The sequence below is a fragment of the Novosphingobium sp. genome (genome assembly GCF_020852455.1).
Taxonomy (GTDB): domain Bacteria; phylum Pseudomonadota; class Alphaproteobacteria; order Sphingomonadales; family Sphingomonadaceae; genus Novosphingobium.
In genome coordinates this window covers 25,745-46,202 of the sequence record NZ_JADZAT010000006.1, presented here as the reverse complement: position 1 = coordinate 46,202, position 20,458 = coordinate 25,745, and the positions used below count along the sequence as shown (strand labels likewise).

General features: G+C 65.7%; 21 protein-coding genes. 15 read left to right on the top strand and 6 right to left on the bottom strand.

Annotated elements, in window-relative coordinates; all coding sequences use genetic code 11:
- Positions 1-28: 28 nt before the first annotated feature.
- Both IT549_RS01790 and IT549_RS01785 read left to right on the top strand, forming a co-directional pair.
- Positions 29-1,255, top strand: coding sequence for a hypothetical protein (locus tag IT549_RS01790; protein WP_292969541.1), 1,227 nt, complete (start codon positions 29-31; stop codon positions 1,253-1,255).
- A gap of 32 nt (positions 1,256-1,287) precedes the next feature.
- Positions 1,288-2,121: an SHOCT domain-containing protein gene (locus IT549_RS01785; protein WP_292969540.1), complete on the top strand. Its 834-nt coding sequence runs from the start codon at positions 1,288-1,290 to the stop codon at positions 2,119-2,121.
- A 183-nt stretch (positions 2,122-2,304) separates the two neighbouring features.
- Here the strand turns inward: IT549_RS01785 and IT549_RS01780 are convergent, their stop codons facing one another.
- Positions 2,305-3,435 carry an acyl-CoA dehydrogenase family protein gene (locus tag IT549_RS01780; protein WP_292969539.1) on the bottom strand — a complete coding sequence of 377 codons (1,131 nt, stop codon included), beginning with the start codon at positions 3,433-3,435 and terminating at the stop codon, positions 2,305-2,307.
- Between the two features lie 12 nt (positions 3,436-3,447).
- Positions 3,448-4,641: an acyl-CoA dehydrogenase family protein gene (locus IT549_RS01775; protein ID WP_292969538.1), complete on the bottom strand. Its 1,194-nt coding sequence runs from the start codon at positions 4,639-4,641 to the stop codon at positions 3,448-3,450.
- A 180-nt stretch (positions 4,642-4,821) separates the two neighbouring features.
- Here IT549_RS01775 and IT549_RS01770 point away from each other — a divergent pair, with 180 nt between their 5' ends.
- The 5 genes from IT549_RS01770 (at position 4,822) to IT549_RS01750 (ending at position 8,044) form a co-directional block, all read left to right on the top strand.
- Positions 4,822-5,184: a PilZ domain-containing protein gene (locus IT549_RS01770; RefSeq protein ID WP_292969537.1), complete on the top strand. Its 363-nt coding sequence runs from the start codon at positions 4,822-4,824 to the stop codon at positions 5,182-5,184.
- Positions 5,185-5,234: 50 nt separating this feature from the next.
- Positions 5,235-5,753: a DUF3617 family protein gene (locus IT549_RS01765; RefSeq protein WP_292969536.1), complete on the top strand. Its 519-nt coding sequence runs from the start codon at positions 5,235-5,237 to the stop codon at positions 5,751-5,753.
- A 98-nt stretch (positions 5,754-5,851) separates the two neighbouring features.
- Positions 5,852-6,106, top strand: a complete 255-nt coding sequence (locus IT549_RS01760; RefSeq protein ID WP_292969535.1) for a GlsB/YeaQ/YmgE family stress response membrane protein — start codon at positions 5,852-5,854, stop codon at positions 6,104-6,106.
- A 75-nt stretch (positions 6,107-6,181) separates the two neighbouring features.
- Complete coding sequence (locus IT549_RS01755; protein ID WP_292969534.1) at positions 6,182-6,970, top strand: arginine deiminase family protein; 789 nt, start codon at positions 6,182-6,184, stop codon at positions 6,968-6,970.
- A 105-nt stretch (positions 6,971-7,075) separates the two neighbouring features.
- Entirely contained in the window at positions 7,076-8,044 is a 969-nt protein-coding gene (locus IT549_RS01750; RefSeq protein WP_292969533.1) for a hypothetical protein, read from the top strand.
- A gap of 3 nt (positions 8,045-8,047) precedes the next feature.
- Here IT549_RS01750 and IT549_RS01745 read toward each other — a convergent pair whose 3' ends face one another.
- Positions 8,048-8,551, bottom strand: coding sequence for an Rrf2 family transcriptional regulator (locus tag IT549_RS01745; protein WP_292969532.1), 504 nt, complete (start codon positions 8,549-8,551; stop codon positions 8,048-8,050).
- A gap of 69 nt (positions 8,552-8,620) precedes the next feature.
- Between IT549_RS01745 and IT549_RS01740 the strand changes: the two genes are divergently transcribed.
- Positions 8,621-9,547, top strand: a complete 927-nt coding sequence (locus IT549_RS01740; protein WP_292969531.1) for a carboxymuconolactone decarboxylase family protein — start codon at positions 8,621-8,623, stop codon at positions 9,545-9,547.
- Complete coding sequence (locus tag IT549_RS01735) at positions 9,544-10,032, top strand: hypothetical protein (RefSeq protein WP_292969530.1); 489 nt, start codon at positions 9,544-9,546, stop codon at positions 10,030-10,032. The genes IT549_RS01740 and IT549_RS01735 overlap by 4 nt, the downstream gene beginning before the upstream one ends.
- On the opposite strand, the gene IT549_RS01730 is transcribed toward IT549_RS01735, so the two are convergent.
- Positions 10,029-11,129 carry a hypothetical protein gene (locus IT549_RS01730; RefSeq protein WP_292969529.1) on the bottom strand — a complete coding sequence of 367 codons (1,101 nt, stop codon included), beginning with the start codon at positions 11,127-11,129 and terminating at the stop codon, positions 10,029-10,031. The two genes, IT549_RS01735 and IT549_RS01730, sit on opposite strands and share 4 nt — an antisense overlap.
- A gap of 98 nt (positions 11,130-11,227) precedes the next feature.
- A complete protein-coding gene (locus tag IT549_RS01725; RefSeq protein WP_292969528.1) occupies positions 11,228-11,893 on the bottom strand; it encodes an extensin family protein in 666 nt (221 codons plus the stop codon).
- 171 nt (positions 11,894-12,064) lie between these two features.
- Here IT549_RS01725 and IT549_RS01720 point away from each other — a divergent pair, with 171 nt between their 5' ends.
- The 3 genes from IT549_RS01720 (at position 12,065) to IT549_RS01710 (ending at position 16,067) form a co-directional block, all read left to right on the top strand.
- Complete coding sequence (locus IT549_RS01720) at positions 12,065-13,195, top strand: phosphoserine transaminase (protein ID WP_292969527.1); 1,131 nt, start codon at positions 12,065-12,067, stop codon at positions 13,193-13,195.
- Between the two features lie 132 nt (positions 13,196-13,327).
- A complete protein-coding gene (serA, locus tag IT549_RS01715; protein WP_292969526.1) occupies positions 13,328-14,911 on the top strand; it encodes a phosphoglycerate dehydrogenase in 1,584 nt (527 codons plus the stop codon).
- 28 nt (positions 14,912-14,939) lie between these two features.
- A complete protein-coding gene (locus IT549_RS01710) occupies positions 14,940-16,067 on the top strand; it encodes an ATP phosphoribosyltransferase regulatory subunit (RefSeq protein WP_292969525.1) in 1,128 nt (375 codons plus the stop codon).
- On the opposite strand, the gene IT549_RS01705 is transcribed toward IT549_RS01710, so the two are convergent.
- Positions 16,064-16,981, bottom strand: a complete 918-nt coding sequence (locus tag IT549_RS01705) for an alpha/beta hydrolase (RefSeq protein ID WP_292969524.1) — start codon at positions 16,979-16,981, stop codon at positions 16,064-16,066. The two genes, IT549_RS01710 and IT549_RS01705, sit on opposite strands and share 4 nt — an antisense overlap.
- 170 nt (positions 16,982-17,151) lie before the next feature.
- Here IT549_RS01705 and IT549_RS01700 point away from each other — a divergent pair, with 170 nt between their 5' ends.
- The 3 genes from IT549_RS01700 (at position 17,152) to IT549_RS01690 (ending at position 20,418) form a co-directional block, all read left to right on the top strand.
- Positions 17,152-18,441: an adenylosuccinate synthase gene (locus IT549_RS01700; RefSeq protein ID WP_292969523.1), complete on the top strand. Its 1,290-nt coding sequence runs from the start codon at positions 17,152-17,154 to the stop codon at positions 18,439-18,441.
- 408 nt (positions 18,442-18,849) lie between these two features.
- The gene (locus IT549_RS01695; RefSeq protein WP_292969522.1) at positions 18,850-19,356 is read left to right on the top strand and encodes a L,D-transpeptidase family protein; all 507 of its coding nucleotides are present in this window, start codon (positions 18,850-18,852) and stop codon (positions 19,354-19,356) included.
- Positions 19,357-19,425: 69 nt separating this feature from the next.
- Positions 19,426-20,418 (top strand): winged helix DNA-binding protein, encoded by a 993-nt coding sequence (locus IT549_RS01690; RefSeq protein WP_292969521.1) that lies wholly within the window; start codon positions 19,426-19,428, stop codon positions 20,416-20,418.
- The last annotated feature ends 40 nt before the right edge of the window (positions 20,419-20,458 follow it).

Genomic DNA, 20,458 nt, shown 5'->3' with positions numbered 1-20,458 from the left:
CGTTTGCCCTTCACAAAGGAAGCGAACCATGGCGTCCAGCGATCAGCATGAACCGGTAGAAGTGTGGGAATGGGAGGAGGCTCCGTCGGCGCCGCCGGGGTTGGCGGGTGACGAGGCAGCCGAGTGGCAGGGGCGGCGGGTGGTCTTTCATCCGCCTGCCGGTGACCGGCTGAGGATCAGCGGAGCGGGTGGCCCGGCCGGACCGGGGGAGGGGCTGGCTGATGGCCCCCTCCGTCAGCGCTGCGCGCTGCCACCTCCCCCAGTGGGGGAGGATCATTCCGCCGCGGCTCTCGATCCGGTCTTTACCCCGGCGCTGAAGGTCCGCTTCCTCGACGAGCTGGCGCAGCATGGCAATGTCCGGGTGGCGGCGGGGCGGTGCGGGGTTTCGCGGTCGGGGGCTTACCTGGCGCGGCGGCGCGATGCGGACTTTGCGCTGGGCTGGCGGGCGGCTTTGGTCCTGGCGCGCGAGCATGTCGAGGCCACGCTGGCCGAGCGCGCGCTCGACGGGGTGGAAGAGCCGGTGTTCTATCACGGCGAGGTGGTGGCGGTGCGGCGGCGGTTCGATTCGCGGCTGCTGCTGGCGCATCTGGCGCGGCTTGATGCGCTGTGCGCCGAGGACGAGGTCGCCTGGCGGGCGGCGGAGCGGTTCGACGTGGTGCTGGCGGCGGCGAGCGGGCTGGTCGATCCCGGGGTGGACGCGGTCGAGGACCTGCCCAGCCGCGCCGAGGCGATCGAGCTGGCGGCGCGGCGCGCGGCGGGCGGCACACTGGCCCGGGAACGCCGCGCGGCGCGGGAGGCCGCAGCGCGGCATGACGCGCTGGAGGCCGCAGCCGCGGCGGCGGTTGATGCGGTGCGCTGCGCCCACCCCGCTGCGACTGGCGCCGCCTGCGGCGAGGCAGGTCTTGCTCCCCTCCCGCCTGCGGGAGGGGTTGGGGGTGGGTCAGATGCGCCGCTGGAGGTGAAGTCTTTATGTGGGTTCACACGAAGACACGAAGACACGAAGATCCTGGGCCAGTCCGGGGCGCCGCAGGCTATTCAAAAGTCGGGGTCATGCCGAACCATGGATGGGAAGGCGGCTGCGCCGCATGCGCGCCCTCTTCGTGTCTTCGTGTGTAGACCTGCGGTCGCCTGCGGCCCGTGTGAACCCAAATCCGGAGCACAATTTTCGCCCCTTGGAACCCTGTCCATTGTGTCCACTGGCCCCACCCGCGCCACAACACACTTGCCGCTGGGCGGGGTGGCAGCTAGCCCGTGAGCAGTAACGATTCCCAAGCCGAGAGGGGCACGATGTCTGACTGGATCGAACAGCTTGAACGCCTGACTGCACTGCACAAGGCGGGCGCGCTGACCGATGAGGAATTTGCGGCGCAGAAGGCGCGGCTGCTGGAAGCGCGCGATGCCGCGCCTGCCGCGCCGCCGCCGCCGGCCGATTGGGACGCGGCGCCTGCTGCTGCCGGGGGCGTACCCAAATGGCTGCTGATCGGCGCGCCGGCGCTGCTGGTGCTGGCCGGGGCAGCCTGGTTCGGCTCTAGCCTGGTTGGCGGCGGGCCGGACCCTGACCTTGCTGCCGGGCCGAGCGGCGCGGCCAGCGATGGTGCCGTGGCCGTGGCCACCCCCAGCGAGGCACCGCCGATGCCGGTGGCGCTTGACGGGTCGCTCAAGTTCTCCTCGCCCTCGCTGTGCGAGGCGAGCGGCGCGCTGGAGGCGATCTACAAGAAGCTCGACACCGCGGGCGAGCTGGGCAGCGGCAAGGGGATCACGATCAAGCTGGACGCCTGGGACAATCCGCTGCCGATTTCGGCCAAGAGCAGCACCGACAAGGACGGGATCGAAACCCGCGATGCCGGGCTGAAATTCCCCGAGGCGACCACCTGGCACGGACTGAAGCTGAGCCGGCTGACCACCCAGACGGTGATCGTGCCCGACAGCGACGGCGGCTATACCCGCACGGTCAACTTCCTCGAGCCGGCCGACAAGGTGCAGAAAACCCTCGCCCGGCTGGGCTTTGGCGCACCCAAGGCGCCCGATTTCAGCGAACTGGCCGGCGAAGGCTGCGGCGGTTCGGCCCAGATCGTGACGCTCGACGGCGGCTCGGCGCTGTCGTGCAGCTGGGGGTGCTGAGGGGGTAATTGGTGTCTTTGTCCGCCTAACGGCGGTGCGGGAAAGCCGTCCGGCTTTCCCTGGCCAGGCCGGCCCGCTCCCCCGGCCCGGCCACCCGCTGAAGGTACCCTATGGGTGGCCGGGCCGGGGGAGCGGGCCGGCCTGGCCAAGCCAATCGCGGAGGCGATTGGCGCACCTGGCCAATCAATCCACCATGGTCAGCGCTTCGTAGCGTTCCAGGTGGTAGTCGGCGCTGCCGAACTGGTTCTCGATCATGGTCGAGCGCTTGAAGTAGTGGCCGATGCCCAGTTCCATCGTGATCCCGATCCCGCCGTGGGTCTGGATCGCGCTCTGGCCGACGAACTTGAGGCTGCGGGCGACCTTGGCCTTGGCGGCGGAGACCGCGGTCTTGCGGACCACGGCGTCCTCGCCCAGGCGCAGGGTGCCCATCAGGCTCATCGAAGCGATCTGCTCGGCCTCGACCAGCATGTCGGCCATGCGGTGCTGGAGCGACTGGAACTTGCCGATCGGTTGCCCGAACTGCTTGCGCTGGCGGGTGTATTCGACCGTCTGGGCCAGCATGGTGCGGGCGATCCCGGTGGCCTCGGCGCAGAGTGCCATGGTGCACTGGTCGGCAACCTGTTCGATCAGGTCGATCCCGCCGGCAAGCAGCGCCTCGCCGGGAATGGCGACGTTTTCAAGATAGACCTCGCTGGCGCGGAAGCCATCGACGGTCGGATAATCGCGGCGGGAGATCCCTGGGCTGTTTGCATCGACCAGGAACAGCTCCACCCCATCGCGTTCACGCCGGCTGCCGCCGGTGCGCGCGGTGACCAGCAGGTGCGTGGCCCAGGGCGCGGCATAGACCACCGCCTTGTGGCCGTTCAGCACAAAGCCGGCGCCGTCCTGCTTCGCCGTCGTGCCGATATCGGCCAGGTTGTAGCGGCCCTGCGGCTCGGCATAGGCGAAGGCGATCAGGCAGTCGCCCGAGATGATCTGGGGAATGGTCGCTTCGGCCAGGGGCCCGCCCGCAGCGGAGAGCGCCCCGCCGCCAGCGACCACGGTCTGCAGCCAGGGTTCGATCGCGATGACCTTGCCCAGCTCTTCCATCATGATCATGTTCTCGATCGCGCCGCCGCCCATGCCGCCAAGCTCCTCGGCGAAGGGGGCGCAGGTCAGGCCAAGCTCGCTCGACAGTGCCTTCCAGATGCCGGGATCGCGGCCTTCGGGGCTGTCGATCATCTTCTGGCGGGCTTCGAAGCCGTAAGTATCGGCCAGGAACTTCGCGAGCGTATCGCGCAGCATGTCCTGGGTTTCAGTGGTGCTCAGATCCATGTCAGCAGTTCCTCAGAGGCCCAGAACCATCTTGGCGATCACATTGCGCTGGATCTCGTTGGATCCGCCATAGATCGTGGTCTTGCGGGTGTTGTAATAGGTCGGTGCGGCGCGGTTGGCCCAGGCCGGACCGATCGGGTGTTCGTTGTCACCTTCGCCGAAGCCGCGGAAATAGGGCGCGCCATAGTGGCCGGCCATTTCCAAGGTCAGTTCGGTCAGCCGCTGCTGGATCTCGCTGCCCTTGATCTTGAGCACCGAGCTTTCCGGTCCCGGCCCGCGGCCCGCCGCCATCCCGGCGATCGTGCGCAGTTCGGTGTATTCGAGCGCGGCCAGGTCGATCTCAAGCTCGGCCACCTTGCGCTTGAAGAAGGGGTTGGCGAGCAGCGAGCGATCGCCGTCCATCTCGGTCTGGGCGATCGCCTTGATCCGCTCGATCGAGCGCTTCGACGAGGCCACGCCGGCAATCCCGACGCGTTCGTGGGCGAGCAGGAACTTGGCGCAGGTCCAGCCCTTGTTCTCTTCGAACACACGGTTGGCGACCGGCACGCGGACGTCTTCGAGAAACACCTCGTTGACTTCGTGCTCACCGCCCAGGGTAATGATCGGGCGCACGGTGATCCCCGGGCTCTTCATGTCGATCAGCAGGAACGAGATGCCTTCTTGCTGCTTGGCATCCGGATCGGTGCGGACCAGGAAGAAGCCCCAGTCGGCATGCTGGGCCAGGGTGGTCCAGGTCTTCTGGCCGTTGACCACATAGTGATCTCCATCGCGCACCGCGCGGGTGCGCAGCGAAGCGAGGTCGGAGCCCGAACCGGGTTCGGAATAACCCTGGCACCACCAGTCCTCGCCCGACAGGATCCGGGGCAGGAAGTGGGCCTTTTGTTCAGGCGTGCCGAAGGTGTAGATCACCGGGCCGACCATGGTCAGGCCGAAGGGCAGCAGGCGGATGCAATCGGCCCGCGCGGATTCTTCCGACCAAATATAGCGCTGGGTCGAGGTCCAGCCGGTCCCGCCGTACTCAACCGGCCAGGCCGGGGCGACCCAACCCTTCTTGGCAAGGACGCGGTGCCAGGACAGGAAATCCTCCTTGTCCAGCTCTTCGCCCTCGTCCTGCTTACCGCGCAGTTGGGCCGGGTAATTTTCGGCGATGAATGTGCGCACCTCATCCCGGAAGGCAAGGTCTTCTGCGCTGAATTCAAGGTCCATGGCAGCTCTCCGATGTGTCTGTTGGCCGCAGATTGGCGCAGGTTTTCCGACTTCGCAAGCATGCGTTGCAAGCGCCAACGCAATGCCTGCCCCCTTAATCGGAAGGGTAATCGTGCCGTTATCCATCGCGTTCGCCAAGTGACCCTACGGCAAGGCGGCGGCACAAGGATGGAGGATGCGATGAACCCCGATAACGTGCGTGCGCTGCGCCGCTCGAACAGATTGAACCTGGTGCTGCCGGCCCGCTGCCGATCGCGCTCCGGATTCACCGATCATGTGGTGATCTCGGACATTTCGGAAGGTGGCTGCCGAATCGACAGCCTTGGGCTGGTGATGGGAGTGGGCGATCTGGTGGTGGTCCGCCCGCAGGGTCTGGAAGGGCTGACCGGGGTGATCCGCTGGGTCAAGGGCCACTCGGCCGGGATCCAGTTCGACCGGGCGCTATACCCTGCGGTGGTGGAACATCTCCATCGCACCTTTGAACGCTTCCTGCGGCCCGAGCGACTGCGCGAATTGCCCGGCAAGTTACGGTTGGCGGCATGAGCTGCGGTTGATAGGCTGCGGTAGGGAATAACCAGTCCGGAGACATGCCGATGCATCGCCTTGCCCTTGTTTCGCTAGCTGCCCTCTCACTTGCCGCGTGCGGCAAGAGCAATGACCAGGGCGCCGGCCAACCCGGCGCCGATGCCAACGTCGCCGCAGCCGAAGCCGCGTTCAAGATGCAGGCTGGCCAGTATCGTTCGACCGTCACGGTTGAGAAGGTGACGGCTGAGGGCTTGCCTCCGCAAATGGGGGCGATGATGGGCAAGGCCCAAAGCTTTGAATACTGCATTACTCCCGAGCAGGCTGCCGGCGGGATTGAGGCACTCAAGCGCCAGATGGCGGATGGCAAGTGCCAGTTCGAAAGCTTCAAGGCGGCTGGCGGCACAGTGGATTCGGTGTTCACCTGCCAGTCGGGAGAGGGCATGACCCTGCGTTCCAGCAGTCACGGGACCTATAACGACAACGGCTCGAACGTGGCGGTCAAGGCCGACATGAGCATGCCCGGCGGCAAGGCCATCCATATCGAACAGACCGTTAAGGCTGAACGGATCGGCGATTGCGCCAAGTAGGGTGAACTGCCTAACTGCTTGACTTGCTTGCGTGGCTGGTGTGCCATCCAGCATGGCCTGCGGCAGGCGTGGGCCCGAGTGGAAAGAGGGGAAGCGCTATGAAATACCTCAGCATGGCCGTAACCGGCCTGATCGTGGGCGCCCTGGCGAAGCTGTTCTACATCGGCGACAATTCGAACAGCTGGCTGATGAGCATGGTCCTGGGTGTGGGCGGTTCGTTCGTTGCCGGGTTCCTTGGATCGATGCGTGACGGTCAAACCGGTGCGCAGCTCAAGCCCGGTGGATTCCTGTTTTCAATTGTCGGTGCAATGTTGCTGATCTTCATCGGCAAGCAGATGGGCTTCGCCCTGTAGCCTGACAAATTCTTGATCTACGGTGGGCGGGGCGTTGCAAAGCGTCCCGCCCGCTTCTTTCCAGTGAGGCGGCTGATGCCTGAAGTGTTCGAATTCAATCGCGCGATCCTGCGGCGCCCGGGGCAAAGCGTGGTCAGCGGTCTGCGGGCGAGTGGCGGACCCGATCCTGACTTTGCCGCAGTCGTGGCCGAACATGCCGGTTATGCCCAGGCTCTGGCCCAGGCCGGATTGGCGCTGACCATGCTCGACCCGCTTGAAGCCTTCCCGGATGCGATCTTTGTCGAGGATCCGGCGCTGGTCTTTCCGGAAGGTGCGGTGCTGCTCAATCCTGGCACGCCCAGCCGGGCCGGTGAAGTGGCCGAACTGGGCCCGGTACTGGAGCAGCAATTCGAACGCGTGCTCAACCTGCCGGGCGGTCATGCCGATGGCGGAGACGTTCTGGTCATGCCCGACAAGGTGTTCATCGGTCTCTCGGCCCGCACCGACCGTGAAGGGGCAGAAGCACTGTCGGGCCTGCTGGATCAGTTGGGGTATCGCGCGGTGATTGCCGAGACTCCGGCCGAAGTGCTGCATCTCAAGACCGCCAGTTCGCTGCTTGATGCGGAGACGGTGCTGGCCACCCCGGCGCTGGCGGCAAGCGGGATCTTCGCCGACTATCGCGTGATCGAAGTGCCCGAAGGCGAGGAGGGCGGAGCCAACGTCCTGCGCGTCAACGATCAGGTTATAGCGGGGGCTGGCTATCCGCGCATCCTTGATCGGCTCGATAGTCTGGGCCTCAGTGTGGTGCCGCTGGCCAATTCGGCGATCGCGATGATCGACGCCGGCTTTACCTGCATGTCGCTACGCTGGCGGTCGGCGCATTGATCTACGCTAATGATCTTGCGATCATTCTGGCGTTTTCTGCCAATTCAGCCGGGCTGATCCGGCCTAGTTTGCGCCGCAAATCGCAACAAATGACGAGGTGTTGATATGAAGCCCTTCAAGAGCCTGCTTCCCCTGGCGCTGCTGCTGTCGGGCGGCGCGCTGGTTGCAACTGCAGCACAGGCCCAGTTCGGCGGCATCGGCTCGGTGGTCAAGGCATTGCCGGTCAAGGCGCCGGCAGTCCCCAACGTGCTCAATGGCCCGGCACCGGTTTCAACCAACATCAAGGACGCAATCTATGGCGATCCCTCGACCGACGGGTTTTCCCCACCGGGCAAGCCGCTGGCGCTGACCAGCTTGCCGCGCACCCCGCAAGGTGGCTTCGTGCTGGCACCAGGGTACTACAACATGCACGCGCAGAGCTATTGCCTGCATGCCGGTACCCATGGTCCGGGTGGCGGGGACGGCTACCTGTTCGGACCGGTCAAGGGATCGGCCAAGGACGCGGTGATGAGCATCCTGCGCAATTCGGTAGCCCATCCGGAGATCGAGCAGCACGATATCCAACTGCTGCTGTGGGCAATCGTCGCCAAGGCCAAGTTCGAAGATCTCGACATGCGGCTGAAGGGCATTGCTGCGGTGCTACTGACCAAGAAGCAGCTGCTCTCGCTCAACCGCAGCGCGCTGGGCGTTTTGACCAGCCCGCAGCTTTCGGCGGTAACCGGCGGGCTGCCAGGGCCGGTGCGGACGATTGTTGAGGCGGAAAGCCGGATGCGCGGCATGTTGACTACGCCGGGTTCCAGCTATGCCGATATCGAACGGGTCGCGGTGCTGGGCGGGATAGCTCCGCGCGGCGAAGGCTCGATCGATGTGCCTGCAACTCGCTGGTCCAAGCATCCCGACGGCTACTGGGTGCGTTACAAGCCCAATGGCTACTCGAACACCTGGGTTGAAATCTGGGTGCCGCAAGGCAGCGCCGGGGTGGGCAAGGTCTATGATCCGGGCAGCTCTATCGCGGTCCCGGTCAACACCGCCCGCCAGCGGCTGGCACAATCAGGCCGGGTCTACGCCAAGTAGCCGCTATCGGTTCGGCAGATCGGTCAGGTTGGAACCCAGCCAGTGCATGGCTTCGGTGATGTGCTGCGGCGATGAATCGCGGCCCACGCCCGCCGCGATATCGGCGATGGTCACGCCTTGCAGAGCCTCGCGCCAGGCCGTTTCGGCCTGAGCAAAGGCGGCGGCAATGTGGCAGGGGCGCTTACATTCGGCACGCGGGGCGCCGCAGGGGCCCTGCTGGCGAATTTCGGTGCACTGAAACAGCGGGGCGGACCCGTTGAGCGCGCGGGTCACATCCCACAGCGTGATCTGGTCAGCCGGTCTTGCTAAGGCATAGCCGCCGGTTTTGCCGCGACTGGTGCGGACCAGTCCGGCCTTGCTGAGCGCCTGCATCTGCTTGGCCATGTAGGGCGCGGGAACCCCATGATACTCGGCCAGCGCCGCCAGGCTCAGGCCGCGACCTTCTCCCGCCGCAGCCAGCAGCGCGCAGGCATGCGCTGCCCATTCGACTCCCTGGCCTAGCCGCATGGCTTGCTTGTTTCCCTTATTGCGGATAATAAATATCCGAATTGAGTCGAAATGGAAAGGAGCTCGTGCATGTGGGGCAAACCTGACGTGCTGGACCGCCTCGCGCAAGTCCTTGTCACCCTCGCGGCGCTGGTCGCCGTGGGCAACGGGCTGTTCATGCTGGCCGATCCGTTCGGCTGGTACGAATGGGTCGGGACGGTCAAGGCCACTGGGCCGGCCAACGGCCACTTCATCCGCGACATTGGTCTGGCTTACCTGACCTGTGCGGTGCTGCTGGGCTATGGCGCGGCGAACCTGCCGATGCGCTGGGGCGCGGCGCTGGCCGGGGCGGCCTGGATGGCGCTGCATGGCGGGCTCCACATCTGGGAGGTCGCGCGCGGGCTGTGCAGCGCCGGGGTCTTCTGGAAGGAAGCACCCGGCACGCTGGGGCCGCCGTTGCTAGCGCTGGCGGGGATTGCGATCCAGCTGGCACGGCTCAGGATCATCGCCTGGCCATTGCCGAAGCGGCAACTGCTGGCCGCGTTTCACCGCAACACCTGGAACCTGTCGCCCAATCTGGATGACTTTGCCGCAGCGCCTGGCGGATTGCTGGAAAAGTTCGCGCATTTCATGCCGTTCGCGCTCCACGGTCACGCCGCCAGTCCGGCAATGCTGGCAATGGCCCGGATAGGTGCGGTTATGGCCGAGGACTGCGGGCCTTGTGTTGAGATCACCGCCCGCAGCGCACTCGCCGCCGGCCTGCCGCGCGATCAGATCAATGCCGCGCTGCTGGGCCAGCTGCCCCCGGGGGCAGAGCGCGACGCGTTCGCCTTCGCCCAGGCAATCGCACGCGGCGATGCTTCGGTCGATGGCCTGGGTGACGCGATCGAGGCCGCCCATGACCGTGCAGTGCGGATCGAGCTGACCGTTGCTGCGGCGACCGCGCGGGCACACCCGGCCTTCAAGCGCGGTCTGGGTTATGCCAAGAGCTGTCCGGCCCAGCCGCTGCAAGTGTGAGTCGAACTGCCATGCTGCCTGACATTACCCTGGCAACCTTGCCCGCAGGGTCCTTGCTTGATGGCTATGTCCGGCAGCAGGCCTATGTCGACTGCTTCGCGGCGGACGTGGCGGGTACGGTTACGCTCGGCCAGTTGATCACGGCCTTCTACAACAGCCGCGTATTCCGGTTTGAACGCTGGCTGCTGGGCGCACTGTTGGGCAAGACAGCCAGCAATGCCGACGTGGCGAGGCTTGCCAGCGCCGAAGTTGAGCGGTTCTCGGCCTGGACGGTCGAAGCACGGCAGGACCACCAGATCCTGCTGTGCGATTTCCAGGGCCGGACCCGTTCGTGGCTGATGGTCCAGCCCAATGCGCAGGGCACGCGGGTCTATTTCGGCTCGGCTGTGGTCAAGCCGGGCGATCCGTTGTTCCGCCTGCTGCTGGGCTTCCACCGCAGCTATTCGCGGGCCCTGCTGAAGTCAGCAGTCAAGGCCTTGGCCTAGCTTCCCGCGGGCGTGAGCTTCTCGGTGACCGGAACGCCTTCCACGCCCGATCCACCGCGCAGGCTGGCGGGATAGAGCTCGGGATGGGCCTGGATGCCGCAGGTCGATACCACCACCCCGATCGGTTCGCGGCTGCGGGTACCATCTGAGAAGTCGAGCCAGGCCAGCCACATCGGCGCAGAACAGATCCGGCCCGGCAGAACGATGTTCATGATCGCCTGTCCGGCGCGCGGTTCGCCGATAAAGGGAAGACCTTGCTGGTGGGTCGTGCCGATCTTCGACGCAGAAACCACTGGTGCCGCAACGGAGGTCTGCTGGTGGACCCGCAGGCCTTCGAACACCAGCCGGATCGGTCGCTTGCCTTCGGGGTTGGGCATGTCGAGCTGGATCTTGCGGCCCGCACTAGTCAGGCAGGGTCGCAGCCGATAGCGCGATGAGAAGGCGGTAACCGGCGCAGCACTGCTGCCTGATGGCGAAATCCGGAACTGGGCGATTTCTGCGCAGGGGCGGTCGTCAGGTCCGCGGTCCTCACCCACCAGTCGGGGCTTGGGCGCCGGATCGCTTGCAGGCGCAGCGCTGGGCGCCGGGGAATACGGCACGGTTGGGGTGACCGCAGTGTAGGTGTTCATCCGCGATGCGGTGAAATTCTGTGGCCTACCGCTTTCGAAATGACCATCGTCGCCTGAACAGGCTGATTTCCACGAGCCGGTCATCCGGTTTTCTGCGGCATTGAGCGTGAATTCGAACCCACCCGAATGCATGGTCCGCCGTCCGTATCCAGGCGTGCCCGGGCGCGGGGCGATCGGGCTCGAGCAGGTACGCAGTCCGGGCAGGCGGACCGAACCAGGGCCGTACCAGTACCAGGTACCATACCACTTGAGATTGCGAAAATCGCCAACGAAGACCATCAGGTGACCACCCAGGTCACCGGTGGCGATCATTCGGTTGGGATGCGCAGCATCGCGGGTGATCCTGAACGACGAAGGCACGTCGAGCAGGATCTCGTATTGCCATTCACCGACGACTTGCGCGGCGGCAGGGCTGGCAAACATTGCGGCGAGCAAGGCTGCGCCGACAGACATGATACGATTGGTCATCGTCCCCTCCATGTGTCGTGCGACCCGGAGGATTGTCGTTCTGCTGCCTTATCGCAAACCCGTTTGAGCGCAAGCTGAACGGGACGATTGCCTGCGGTTCACCTGCAGGCCCGGCGCCCGCCAACTTCCAGGTGCAGGTGGTTGTGGTGGGCGGGGTTGTAGTTGGGACCCAGTACCATGCCAAAGCGCTTGCAGGCGCTGGCATGGATCGCGCTGAAGAAACGGCGCACTTCGGGCGACTTGTCTTCCCAATTGCCCTCTACGGTGATCCGGCGACCATCGGCCAGCACGAAACCCGATACGTCGATCGCATTGGCGCTGGCATGGCCGCTGCGCCGGCCGGAACCGGCAATATTGCGGCAGTTGTAGCTGCCCATGGTTTCGATCTTGATCAGCCGACTGCCCAGGATCTGCTGTGCCGCGCGATCGACGCCGAAACGGGCCCAGCCGGCAAATGTATCGGCCAGACTGCAGGTCATCGGGCCCAGGTTCGACAGTTTCAGCCGGGAATTGTCACCGCGCAGGCTGGCCAGCTTGACCGCACTGACTGCCGAGCAACCCGCGCCATAATAGGCATCGGGCAGAGGGGTGAAGGCTGCGGCCCGTTCACCCAGGCCGGTCATGCAGGCCTGAGCTTCGGGGGTGGCCGCGATCACCGCAGCCGGCCGCGAAACCGTTGCCTGACGCCGCTCCCGCTGCTCGGGAACCAGCGTGCAGGCGCTGGTGAGCAGGGCGGGAACAAGGATGACAAGCCTCGTGCGCATGCAACAAGATTGCGCCAATTATGGTTAACAAATCCTAAGCATTGCCCGCATAGCTATGCGAACGCGACGAAGCGTGCGCAGATTGCCTTGACTTGCTGCGGTGCAACACTAAACGCGGCTCCGGGCCACGCGGTCCCAACGCCGCGCGAGCTCTCTGTAAGGAGAGTCTACATGACTGATGCTGTGAAGCCTGCGGCGCTGCCCGCACGGCCGTTCTTCTCTTCCGGTCCCTGCGCCAAGCCGCCGGGCTATTCTCCCGCCAAACTCGCCACCGAATCGCTGGGCCGCTCGCACCGTGCCAAGATCGGTAAGTCGCGCCTGCAATACTGCATCGACCTGATGCGTGAGGTGCTGCAGCTGCCCGATACACACCGGATCGGCATCGTTCCCGGTTCGGACACCGGCGCCTTCGAAATGGCGATGTGGACTATGCTGGGCGCGCGCGGTGTCACCGCGCTGGCCTGGGAAAGCTTTGGTGAAGGTTGGGTCACCGATGCGGTCAAGCAGCTCAGGCTCGAACCCAAGGTGCACCGTGCCGACTACGGTCAGCTCCCCGATCTTTCGAAGGTCGATTTCGCCGACGACGTGTTGTTCACCTGGAACGGTACCACCAGCGGTGTTCGTGTACCCGATGGCGAATGGATCCCTGACGAGCGCGAAGGGCTGACCTTTGCCGACGCGACCAGCGCGGTCTTCGCTTATGACATCCCCTGGGCCAAGATCGATGTCGCGACATTCTCGTGGCAGAAGGTGCTGGGCGGCGAAGGCGGCCACGGTGTGCTGATCCTGGGTCCGCGAGCGGTCGAGCGTCTGGAAGAGTACACTCCCGCCTGGCCGCTGCCCAAGGTCTTCCGCCTGACGGCCAAGGGCAAACTCGCCGAAGGCGTGTTCAAGGGCGAGACGATCAACACTCCCTCGATGCTGGCGGTCGAAGATGCGATCTTCGCGCTGGAATGGGCCAAGGGGCTGGGCGGGCTTGAAGGGCTGATGGCGCGCAGCAATGCCAATGCCCATGCGCTCGACAAGATCGTCGCCGAACGCGATTGGCTCGGCCACCTGGCGCTCGACAGCGGGATCCGCTCGAAGACTTCGGTCTGCCTCTCGGTCGAGGGTGCGGATGCGGACTTCATCAAGGCGATGACCGGCCTGCTCGAAAAGGAAGGCGCGGCCTATGACATCGCTGGCTACCGTGATGCCCCGCCGGGCCTGCGGATCTGGTGCGGCGCGACGGTCGAGACCGCCGATATCGAAGCGCTCGGGCCCTGGCTCGATTGGGCCTACGCCGCCACCAAGTCCGCCTGAACCACCTTCGTCGCCCCGGGCTTGACCCGGGGCCCCGCTCCTTTCCCAACACCGCCAAAGATAGCGGTACCCCGGATCAAGTTCGGGGTGACGGTGACGGGGAAGCAAGAATTCTCCCGATTGGAATCCACAATGACCAAGCCTCGCGTACTCATTTCCGACAAGATGGACCCCAACGCCGCCGCGATCTTTCGTGAGCGCGGCTGCGAGGTCGATGAAATCACCGGCGAGACGCCCGAACAGCTGATCGCCCGGATCGGCGACTATGATGGTCTGGCGATCCGCAGCTCGACCAAGGTGACCCCGGCGGTCCTGGCTGCGGCCACGAACCTCAAGGTGGTTGGCCGTGCCGGGATCGGCGTTGACAATGTCGATATTCCGGCGGCCTCGGCCCAGGGCGTGGTGGTGATGAACACCCCGTTCGGCAATTCGATCACCACTGCCGAACACGCGATCGCGCTGATGTTCGCGCTGGCCCGCCAGATTCCCGAAGCCAATGCCCAGACCCAGGCCGGCAAATGGCCGAAGAACGACTTCATGGGCGTTGAAGTGACTGGCAAGACACTGGGCCTGATCGGTGCCGGCAATATCGGCTCGATCGTTGCCAGCCGGGCGCTGGGTCTCAAGATGAAGGTCGTGGCCTTCGATCCGTTCCTGACCCCCGAGCGCGCCGTGGAAATGGGCGTTGAAAAGGTCGAGCTCGACAGCCTGCTGGCGCGCGCCGACTTCATCACGCTGCACACCCCGCTGACCGACCAGACCAGGAACATCCTCAGCCGCGAGAATCTGGCCAAGACCAAGCCGGGCGTGCGGATCATCAACTGCGCGCGCGGCGGGCTGATCGACGAAGCGGCGCTCAAGGATGCGCTCGACAGCGGCCATGTCGCAGGGGCCGCGCTTGACGTGTTCCAGACCGAGCCGGCCAAGGAATCGCCGTTGTTCGGCACCCCGAACTTCATCTGCACCCCGCACCTGGGCGCCAGCACCAACGAAGCCCAGGTCAACGTTGCGCTGCAGGTGGCCGAACAGATGGCCGATTATCTGGTCAGCGGCGGCGTCACCAACGCGCTCAACATGCCGAGCCTTTCGGCCGAGGAAGCGCCGAAGCTCAAGCCCTACATGGCGCTGGCCGAACGGCTGGGCAGTCTGGTCGGCCAGCTCACCACCGGATCGATTCCGCGGATTTCGATCCACGTCGAAGGCGCTGCGGCCGAGCTGAACCCGAAGCCGATTGTCGCCGCCGTGCTCGCCGGGTTCCTGCGGGTCCAGTCGGCCACGGTCAACATGGTCAACGCGCCGTTCCTGGCCAAGGAGCGCGGGATCGAGGTGCGCGAGATCCGCAGCGAGAAGGAAGGCGATTACCACACGCTGGTGCGCGTCTCGGTCAAGACCGATGCGGGCGAGCGGTCGGTGGCCGGCACGCTGTTCTCCAACAGCGAACCGCGGCTGGTCGAACTGTTCGGGATCAAGGTCGAGGCAGAGCTGGACGGGCACATGATGTACATCGTCAACGAGGACGCCCCCGGCTTCATCGGCCGGATCGGCACTCTGCTGGGCGAAAACGGGATCAACATCGGTACCTTCAATCTGGGCCGCCGCGAGGCGGGCGGGGAAGCGGTGCTGCTGCTCAGCGTTGACAGCAAGGTCAGCACCGGCCTGCTTGACCAGGCGCGCAAGCTGCCTGGCGTGAAGCGGGTCATGGCGCTGGCATTTTGAGGCCAATTCGGGCAACGGGGCACGCGTGATGCAAGAGACCGACCGCGACCTGTTGCCCGAGGGCCTTGAAGACCGCCTGCCCGGCAGTGCCGCCACTGCTGCACGCCTGACACGGGCGGTGCTCGATGCGCTTGATGGCCATGGCTATGACCGGGTCCAGCCGCCGATGATCGAGTTCGAGAACTCGCTCGCCAGCCGGATGGCCGGGATCAGCCTGCGCCGGATGTTCCGCTTTGTCGATCCGGCAAGCCTGCGCACCCTGGCGCTGCGCAGCGACATGACCCCGCAGCTGGGCCGGATCGCCTCGACCAGCCTGGCCGCGGCCGCGCGGCCGCTCAGGCTGTGCTATGCCGGCCAGGTCGTCATGATCAAGGGCGACGGGCTGGATCCGACCCGCGAACGGTTGCAACTGGGGGCCGAACTGATCGGGCTCGACAGCGTGGCTGCGGCGGGCGAGGTGGTGGCCGTGGCGATCGAGGCGCTGGCCGCTGCCGGCGCGACCGGGCTGTCGGTCGATTTCACCCTGCCGGACCTGGTCGATACCCTGGCCGCCAAGGCCCTGCCGCTCGAACCCGGCCAGATCGAGGCCGTGCGGGCCGAACTCGATGCCAAGAACGCCGGCGCGCTGGTCGCGGCGGGCGGGGCAGCCTACCTGCCGCTGCTCGAAGCGATCGGTCCGTTCGACGCGGCGATCGAGCGGCTGGCCCGGTTCGATACGGGCGGAGCGCTCGCCAGCCGGATCGCGGCCTTGCGGCAGGTCGCGGCGCGGATCGGCGGCAAGGTCCGCCTGACGCTGGATCCCAGCGAACGCCACGGCTTCGAATACCAGACCTGGTTCGGCTTCACGATCTATGCCGACGGGATCGCGGGCCTGGTCGGCCGGGGCGGCAGCTACACCATCAAGAGCAATGCCAGCGGCAAGGCGGACGAGCCGGCGATCGGTTTCTCGCTCTACCCCGACGATCTGATCGATACGCTCGCCGGGCAGGAGCAGGCGCGCGATACGTTGTTCCTGCCGCTGGGTCACGATCCGGTTCATGCCGAGCGCCTGCGCGCGATCGGCTGGCGCACCGTGGCCGCGCTGGGCGACTGCTGCGACCCCGGCGCGCTGGGCTGCACCCACCGGCTTGAAGGCGGCGAGGCGGTCAGGCTCTAACCGCCGAACAGCCGCTTCAGCCAGGCATCGACCACCGGAGTGGCGGCATAGTCCGGGTTGCCAAGCTGACGATTGATCTCACCATGCCCCTTGAGGCCGGTGCCTTCGAACTCGCGCCGCTCGGCCCGGGTGCCAGCCTTGCGCAGCGCCGCTTCCAGTTCCTTGTTCTGCGCCACCCCGTCCTTGCGCATCACGTGGATCAGCAGGAAATCCGGAGCATTGGGCGTGGCAGCCTGGAAGGTTGGAGACAGGGCGCGCTGCCGCACCGGGTCGGTTCCGAAGGCCTGCAGATAGGTATCGTGCATGAAATTGCCGCCATCGGTGATCTGCCGGGGCACGTCATAGGCCGCGCCATCGATCGGCAGCACGCCATCGATGCTGGCAAAGCTTAGTCCGGCCTTCCTGAGGTATTGCTCGTCAGTGCCGACCAGCGCAACCAGATGCGCTCCGGCGCTGTGACCCATGATCACGATCCGCGATGGATCGAAACCCAGTTTGCCGGCATTGTCGATCAGATAGCGCAGTGCCGCGGCGACGTCCGATGCTTCATCTTCCACCGTGTTGGCGGGGACCAGCCGGTAATTGATCGAGGCATAGGCATAGCCGGCCTGGGTATAGTGCGGCGCCTTCCAGCTGCCGTCGGCATTGTCCTTGCTGCCCCGCTTCCAGCCGCCGCCATGAACAAACAGCACCAGCGGCGCGCGCTTGTTGCCACTGGCCGAGGGATAGAAATCGAGGACCTGGAGTCGGTCAGTTCCATAGGACAGGGTCTGCTTGCCCGGGGCCTGCGGGGCCTGCGGGCCGCTCTGGCGGGCGGCCATGCGTTCGCGCAGCCGGTCGCCGGGGCGGGCCTGGGCCAGGGTTCCGGCGATCAGCGCGGTGCCGGCCAGGGTCAGGATCAGGGCTCTTTTCATCATGAAACTCCTTTTGCCGGAAAGACTATTGCCCATAGCTTGCCGGGCCAGCCGCAAATTGTCGCGGATTGTCGCGGCAAGGAAGCTGCCTTGGCTTGCCCTGATCGGTTCCTTCCCCTAGGGCGCGGCACGGTTTCCCGCAGCGCAGCACAAAAGGAGCGCCCTGAACCGTGGCCAATGTAACCGTGATCGGTGCCCAGTGGGGCGATGAAGGCAAGGGCAAGATCGTTGACTGGCTGGCCAGTCGCGCCGATGCCGTGGTGCGGTTCCAGGGCGGGCACAACGCCGGGCATACCCTGGTGGTGGGCGACAAGGTCTACAAGCTCAGCCTGCTGCCATCCGGCATCGTCACCGGCACGCTTTCGCTGATCGGCAACGGCGTGGTGCTGGATCCCTGGCACTTCCGCGATGAAGTGGCCAAGCTTAAGGATCAGGGCGTGGACGTCAATCCGCAGAACCTGCAGGTGGCCGAAAACACCCCGCTGATCCTGCCGTTCCACCGCGATCTTGATGGCCTGCGCGAAGACGCCAGCGGCGCGGGCAAGATCGGCACCACCCGGCGCGGGATCGGCCCGGCCTATGAAGACAAGGTCGGCCGCCGCGCGATTCGGGTTTGCGATCTGGCGCACCTCGATGACCTTGGCCCCCAGCTTGACCGGATCTGCGCGCATCACGATGCGCTGCGCGCCGGGTTCGGCCAGCCGCCGATCGATCGCCAGCGGCTGCTGGATGATCTGTGGGATATCGCCGCCTTCATCCTGCCCTTCGCCAAGCCGGTCTGGCGCACGCTCAACGAAGCGCGCAAGCGCGGCAAGCGGATCCTGTTCGAAGGCGCGCAGGGCGTGCTGCTCGATGTCGATCACGGCACCTATCCCTTTGTCACCAGCTCCAACACGGTCAGCGGCACCGCAGCCAGCGGTTCGGGGCTGGGCCCCAGTCAGGCCGGCTTCGTGCTGGGGATCGTCAAGGCCTATACCACCCGCGTCGGATCGGGTCCGTTCCCGACCGAGCTGGAGGACGATACCGGCCAGCGGCTGGGCGAACGCGGTCACGAATTCGGCACCGTCACCGGGCGCAAGCGCCGCTGCGGCTGGTTCGATGCCGTGCTGACCCGCCAGAGCTGCGCGATCAGCGGGGTGACCGGGATCGCCCTGACCAAGGTCGATGTGCTCGACGGGTTTGAGACGGTGAAGATCTGCGTGGGCTACAGGCTGCGCGGGCAGGACATCGACTATTTCCCCAGCCACGCCGCCGATCAGGCCGCGGTTGAGCCGGTCTATGAAGAGATGGAAGGCTGGAGCGGCACCACCGCCGGCGCCCGCAGCTGGGCCGAACTGCCCGCCCAGGCGATCAAGTACATCCGCCGGATCGAGGAACTGATCGAAACCCCGGTGGCGCTGGTTTCGACCAGCCCCGAACGCGAGGATACGATCCTGGTGCGCGATCCGTTCGTGGATTGAGCAAACCGGATTGCCGCATTTGCGACCGGTTTGGGGCACCTTGGGCCCATCCGGGCGCATCTGGCGGGTGGTTTGTTTGAAAAAGCCTGATTGTCCTGTCGGGCGTCTTTGCGGATAAATTGCATCATTCCAGTTGGTTATCCGGACTCTCGGCCGAGCTTGTTGATGAAGTGCATCCTCGGGAGCACCCCTGAACCGCGCCATAGACCGGGCCCGGACGCAAAAAGGCCGCGCACCTGGCGCGGCCTTTTGGCTGATTGAAGGGCTGGCGGCGATCATCGCGCGCCCCGGTTGTATCGCATGACGGGCAGGGTGACAGGCCGGGGCGATGTAGGAAAGCCTTTTGCCAATCGTACTCCGGCTCATGCCCCGATTGACCGCCCCTTGCCGGGCCAGCATAGTGGCGCGATGATCCGGCGTGCCGTCCAGCTCAGCGTCCTGTGCGCCTTGCCGCTCGCCACGGCCAGCGCGGCGCCGCAGCCGGCGCTCAGCTATCCCGAAGTCGATCGCATCCTGGTCAGGAAGGCGGAACGGACCATGACGCTCTATGGTGTCGATGGCTCGGTTACCGTGATCCGCGGCATTCAGCTGGGCGATGCCCCGGTCGGCCCCAAGCAGTTCGAAGGCGATGAACGGACCCCGGAAGGCCGCTTCACGATCGACTATGGCAATCCGCGCAGCAGCTATCACCTGTCGCTGCACATCGACTATCCCAGGCCCGAACACGTCGCCCATGCCAAAAGCCAGGGGCGCAGCGCGGGCGGGCTCATCATGATCCACGGCCAGCCCAACAACTGGCCCGCCGGGCGCGTGCCGGGCGACTGGACCGATGGCTGCATTGCGCTGTCGAATGATGAAATGGACGCGCTGTGGGAGGCCGTGCCCGATGGCACCCCGATCGAGATCCAGCCGTGAACGGGCGCTATTCTTGACATAACCTCGTTTTGTTCTACTCCTGTTCGCACGAATCGGGAGTTGTTCGCTATGGCCCAGGCAAATTTCGTCTATTCAGAGGCGGCCAACGATGCGGCCGGTCTGCCGCTCTCGCTGTCGGTCTATGCCGATCGGCCGCATGTGCTGGCGCAATTGCGCGACGATGCAGTGGCGGCCGGGCTCAGGATTGCGGGCACCGGACCGCTTGCCGCCCTGCTTGAAGGCGAAGTGCTGCCGCTGGGCGATGTGGTGCTGCTCGATTGCCCGGCGCCCGATGCCGCCGCGCTGGCGGCGCTGGCCCGGCTTGATCTGCGCGCGGCGCATTGCGGCACCCGGCTGATCGTCTCGACCAGCGTCGCCGCGCTCGACGATGTGTTCGGCTGCCTTGACCAGTCGGCCCCGCAACTGCTGGTCGATCCCAGCCGGGCCGAACGGGTGATCGCGCTGGGCCGGGCGCTGGCCGGGGCAGCGCAGCTTCGGGTGCGGGAGCTTTCGGAGGAAGACCGGCTGGTGCTGCTGCGGCTGACTGAGCAGGTCGGCCAGATCGCCCAGCGGCTGGAAAAGCTGGAAGGACCGGTCACCGGGCTGGGCCTGCCCGATGGGGACAGCGCGTTCCGGTTCGAAAGCCCGCGTCCGGCCTTTGCCGGTGAGGCGGAGGATGGCAGCGCGCGGCTGGTCCGCGCCAGCCGCCCGCCGCTGCCCGATCCGCGGCTGGTGCGGCGGATCATCCGCCAGCGACAATTGCGTGCGCGCTTTTTCGATGGCGATCTGTTTGCCGATCCGGCCTGGGACATGCTGCTGGACCTGACCGCCGCCCGGGCCGAACACACCCGCGTTTCGGTAACCAGCCTGTGCATCGCCAGCGGCGTTCCGCCCACCACCGCGCTGCGCTGGATTGGCCAGATGACCGAGACCGGCCTGCTCGAACGGGTGGAGGATGAAACCGACCGCCGCCGCGCCTTTATCGCGCTGACCGACAAGGCGGCCGATGGCATGGCCCGCTATTTCGCCGAACTGGGCAGTCAGGCCGCGAGGTTGGTTTAGGAGTGCTATAAACTTCCCTAGTTCCGTTCGTGCTGAGCTT

Bases quoted from the DNA above. Each gene is read 5' to 3' on its own strand.
- IT549_RS01790 (WP_292969541.1), top strand. From the start codon at position 29: ATGGCGTCCAGCGATCAGCATGAACCGGTAGAAGTGTGGGAATGGGAG.
- IT549_RS01785 (WP_292969540.1), top strand. From the start codon at position 1,288: ATGTCTGACTGGATCGAACAGCTTGAACGCCTGACTGCACTGCACAAG.
- IT549_RS01780 (WP_292969539.1), bottom strand. From the start codon at position 3,435: ATGGATCTGAGCACCACTGAAACCCAGGACATGCTGCGCGATACGCTC.
- IT549_RS01775 (WP_292969538.1), bottom strand. From the start codon at position 4,641: ATGGACCTTGAATTCAGCGCAGAAGACCTTGCCTTCCGGGATGAGGTG.
- IT549_RS01770 (WP_292969537.1), top strand. From the start codon at position 4,822: ATGAACCCCGATAACGTGCGTGCGCTGCGCCGCTCGAACAGATTGAAC.
- IT549_RS01765 (WP_292969536.1), top strand. From the start codon at position 5,235: ATGCATCGCCTTGCCCTTGTTTCGCTAGCTGCCCTCTCACTTGCCGCG.
- IT549_RS01760 (WP_292969535.1), top strand. From the start codon at position 5,852: ATGAAATACCTCAGCATGGCCGTAACCGGCCTGATCGTGGGCGCCCTG.
- IT549_RS01755 (WP_292969534.1), top strand. From the start codon at position 6,182: ATGCCTGAAGTGTTCGAATTCAATCGCGCGATCCTGCGGCGCCCGGGG.
- IT549_RS01750 (WP_292969533.1), top strand. From the start codon at position 7,076: ATGAAGCCCTTCAAGAGCCTGCTTCCCCTGGCGCTGCTGCTGTCGGGC.
- IT549_RS01745 (WP_292969532.1), bottom strand. From the start codon at position 8,551: ATGCGGCTAGGCCAGGGAGTCGAATGGGCAGCGCATGCCTGCGCGCTG.
- IT549_RS01740 (WP_292969531.1), top strand. From the start codon at position 8,621: ATGTGGGGCAAACCTGACGTGCTGGACCGCCTCGCGCAAGTCCTTGTC.
- IT549_RS01730 (WP_292969529.1), bottom strand. From the start codon at position 11,129: ATGACCAATCGTATCATGTCTGTCGGCGCAGCCTTGCTCGCCGCAATG.
- IT549_RS01725 (WP_292969528.1), bottom strand. From the start codon at position 11,893: ATGCGCACGAGGCTTGTCATCCTTGTTCCCGCCCTGCTCACCAGCGCC.
- IT549_RS01720 (WP_292969527.1), top strand. From the start codon at position 12,065: ATGACTGATGCTGTGAAGCCTGCGGCGCTGCCCGCACGGCCGTTCTTC.
- serA (WP_292969526.1), top strand. From the start codon at position 13,328: ATGACCAAGCCTCGCGTACTCATTTCCGACAAGATGGACCCCAACGCC.
- IT549_RS01710 (WP_292969525.1), top strand. From the start codon at position 14,940: ATGCAAGAGACCGACCGCGACCTGTTGCCCGAGGGCCTTGAAGACCGC.
- IT549_RS01705 (WP_292969524.1), bottom strand. From the start codon at position 16,981: ATGAAAAGAGCCCTGATCCTGACCCTGGCCGGCACCGCGCTGATCGCC.
- IT549_RS01695 (WP_292969522.1), top strand. From the start codon at position 18,850: ATGATCCGGCGTGCCGTCCAGCTCAGCGTCCTGTGCGCCTTGCCGCTC.
- IT549_RS01690 (WP_292969521.1), top strand. From the start codon at position 19,426: ATGGCCCAGGCAAATTTCGTCTATTCAGAGGCGGCCAACGATGCGGCC.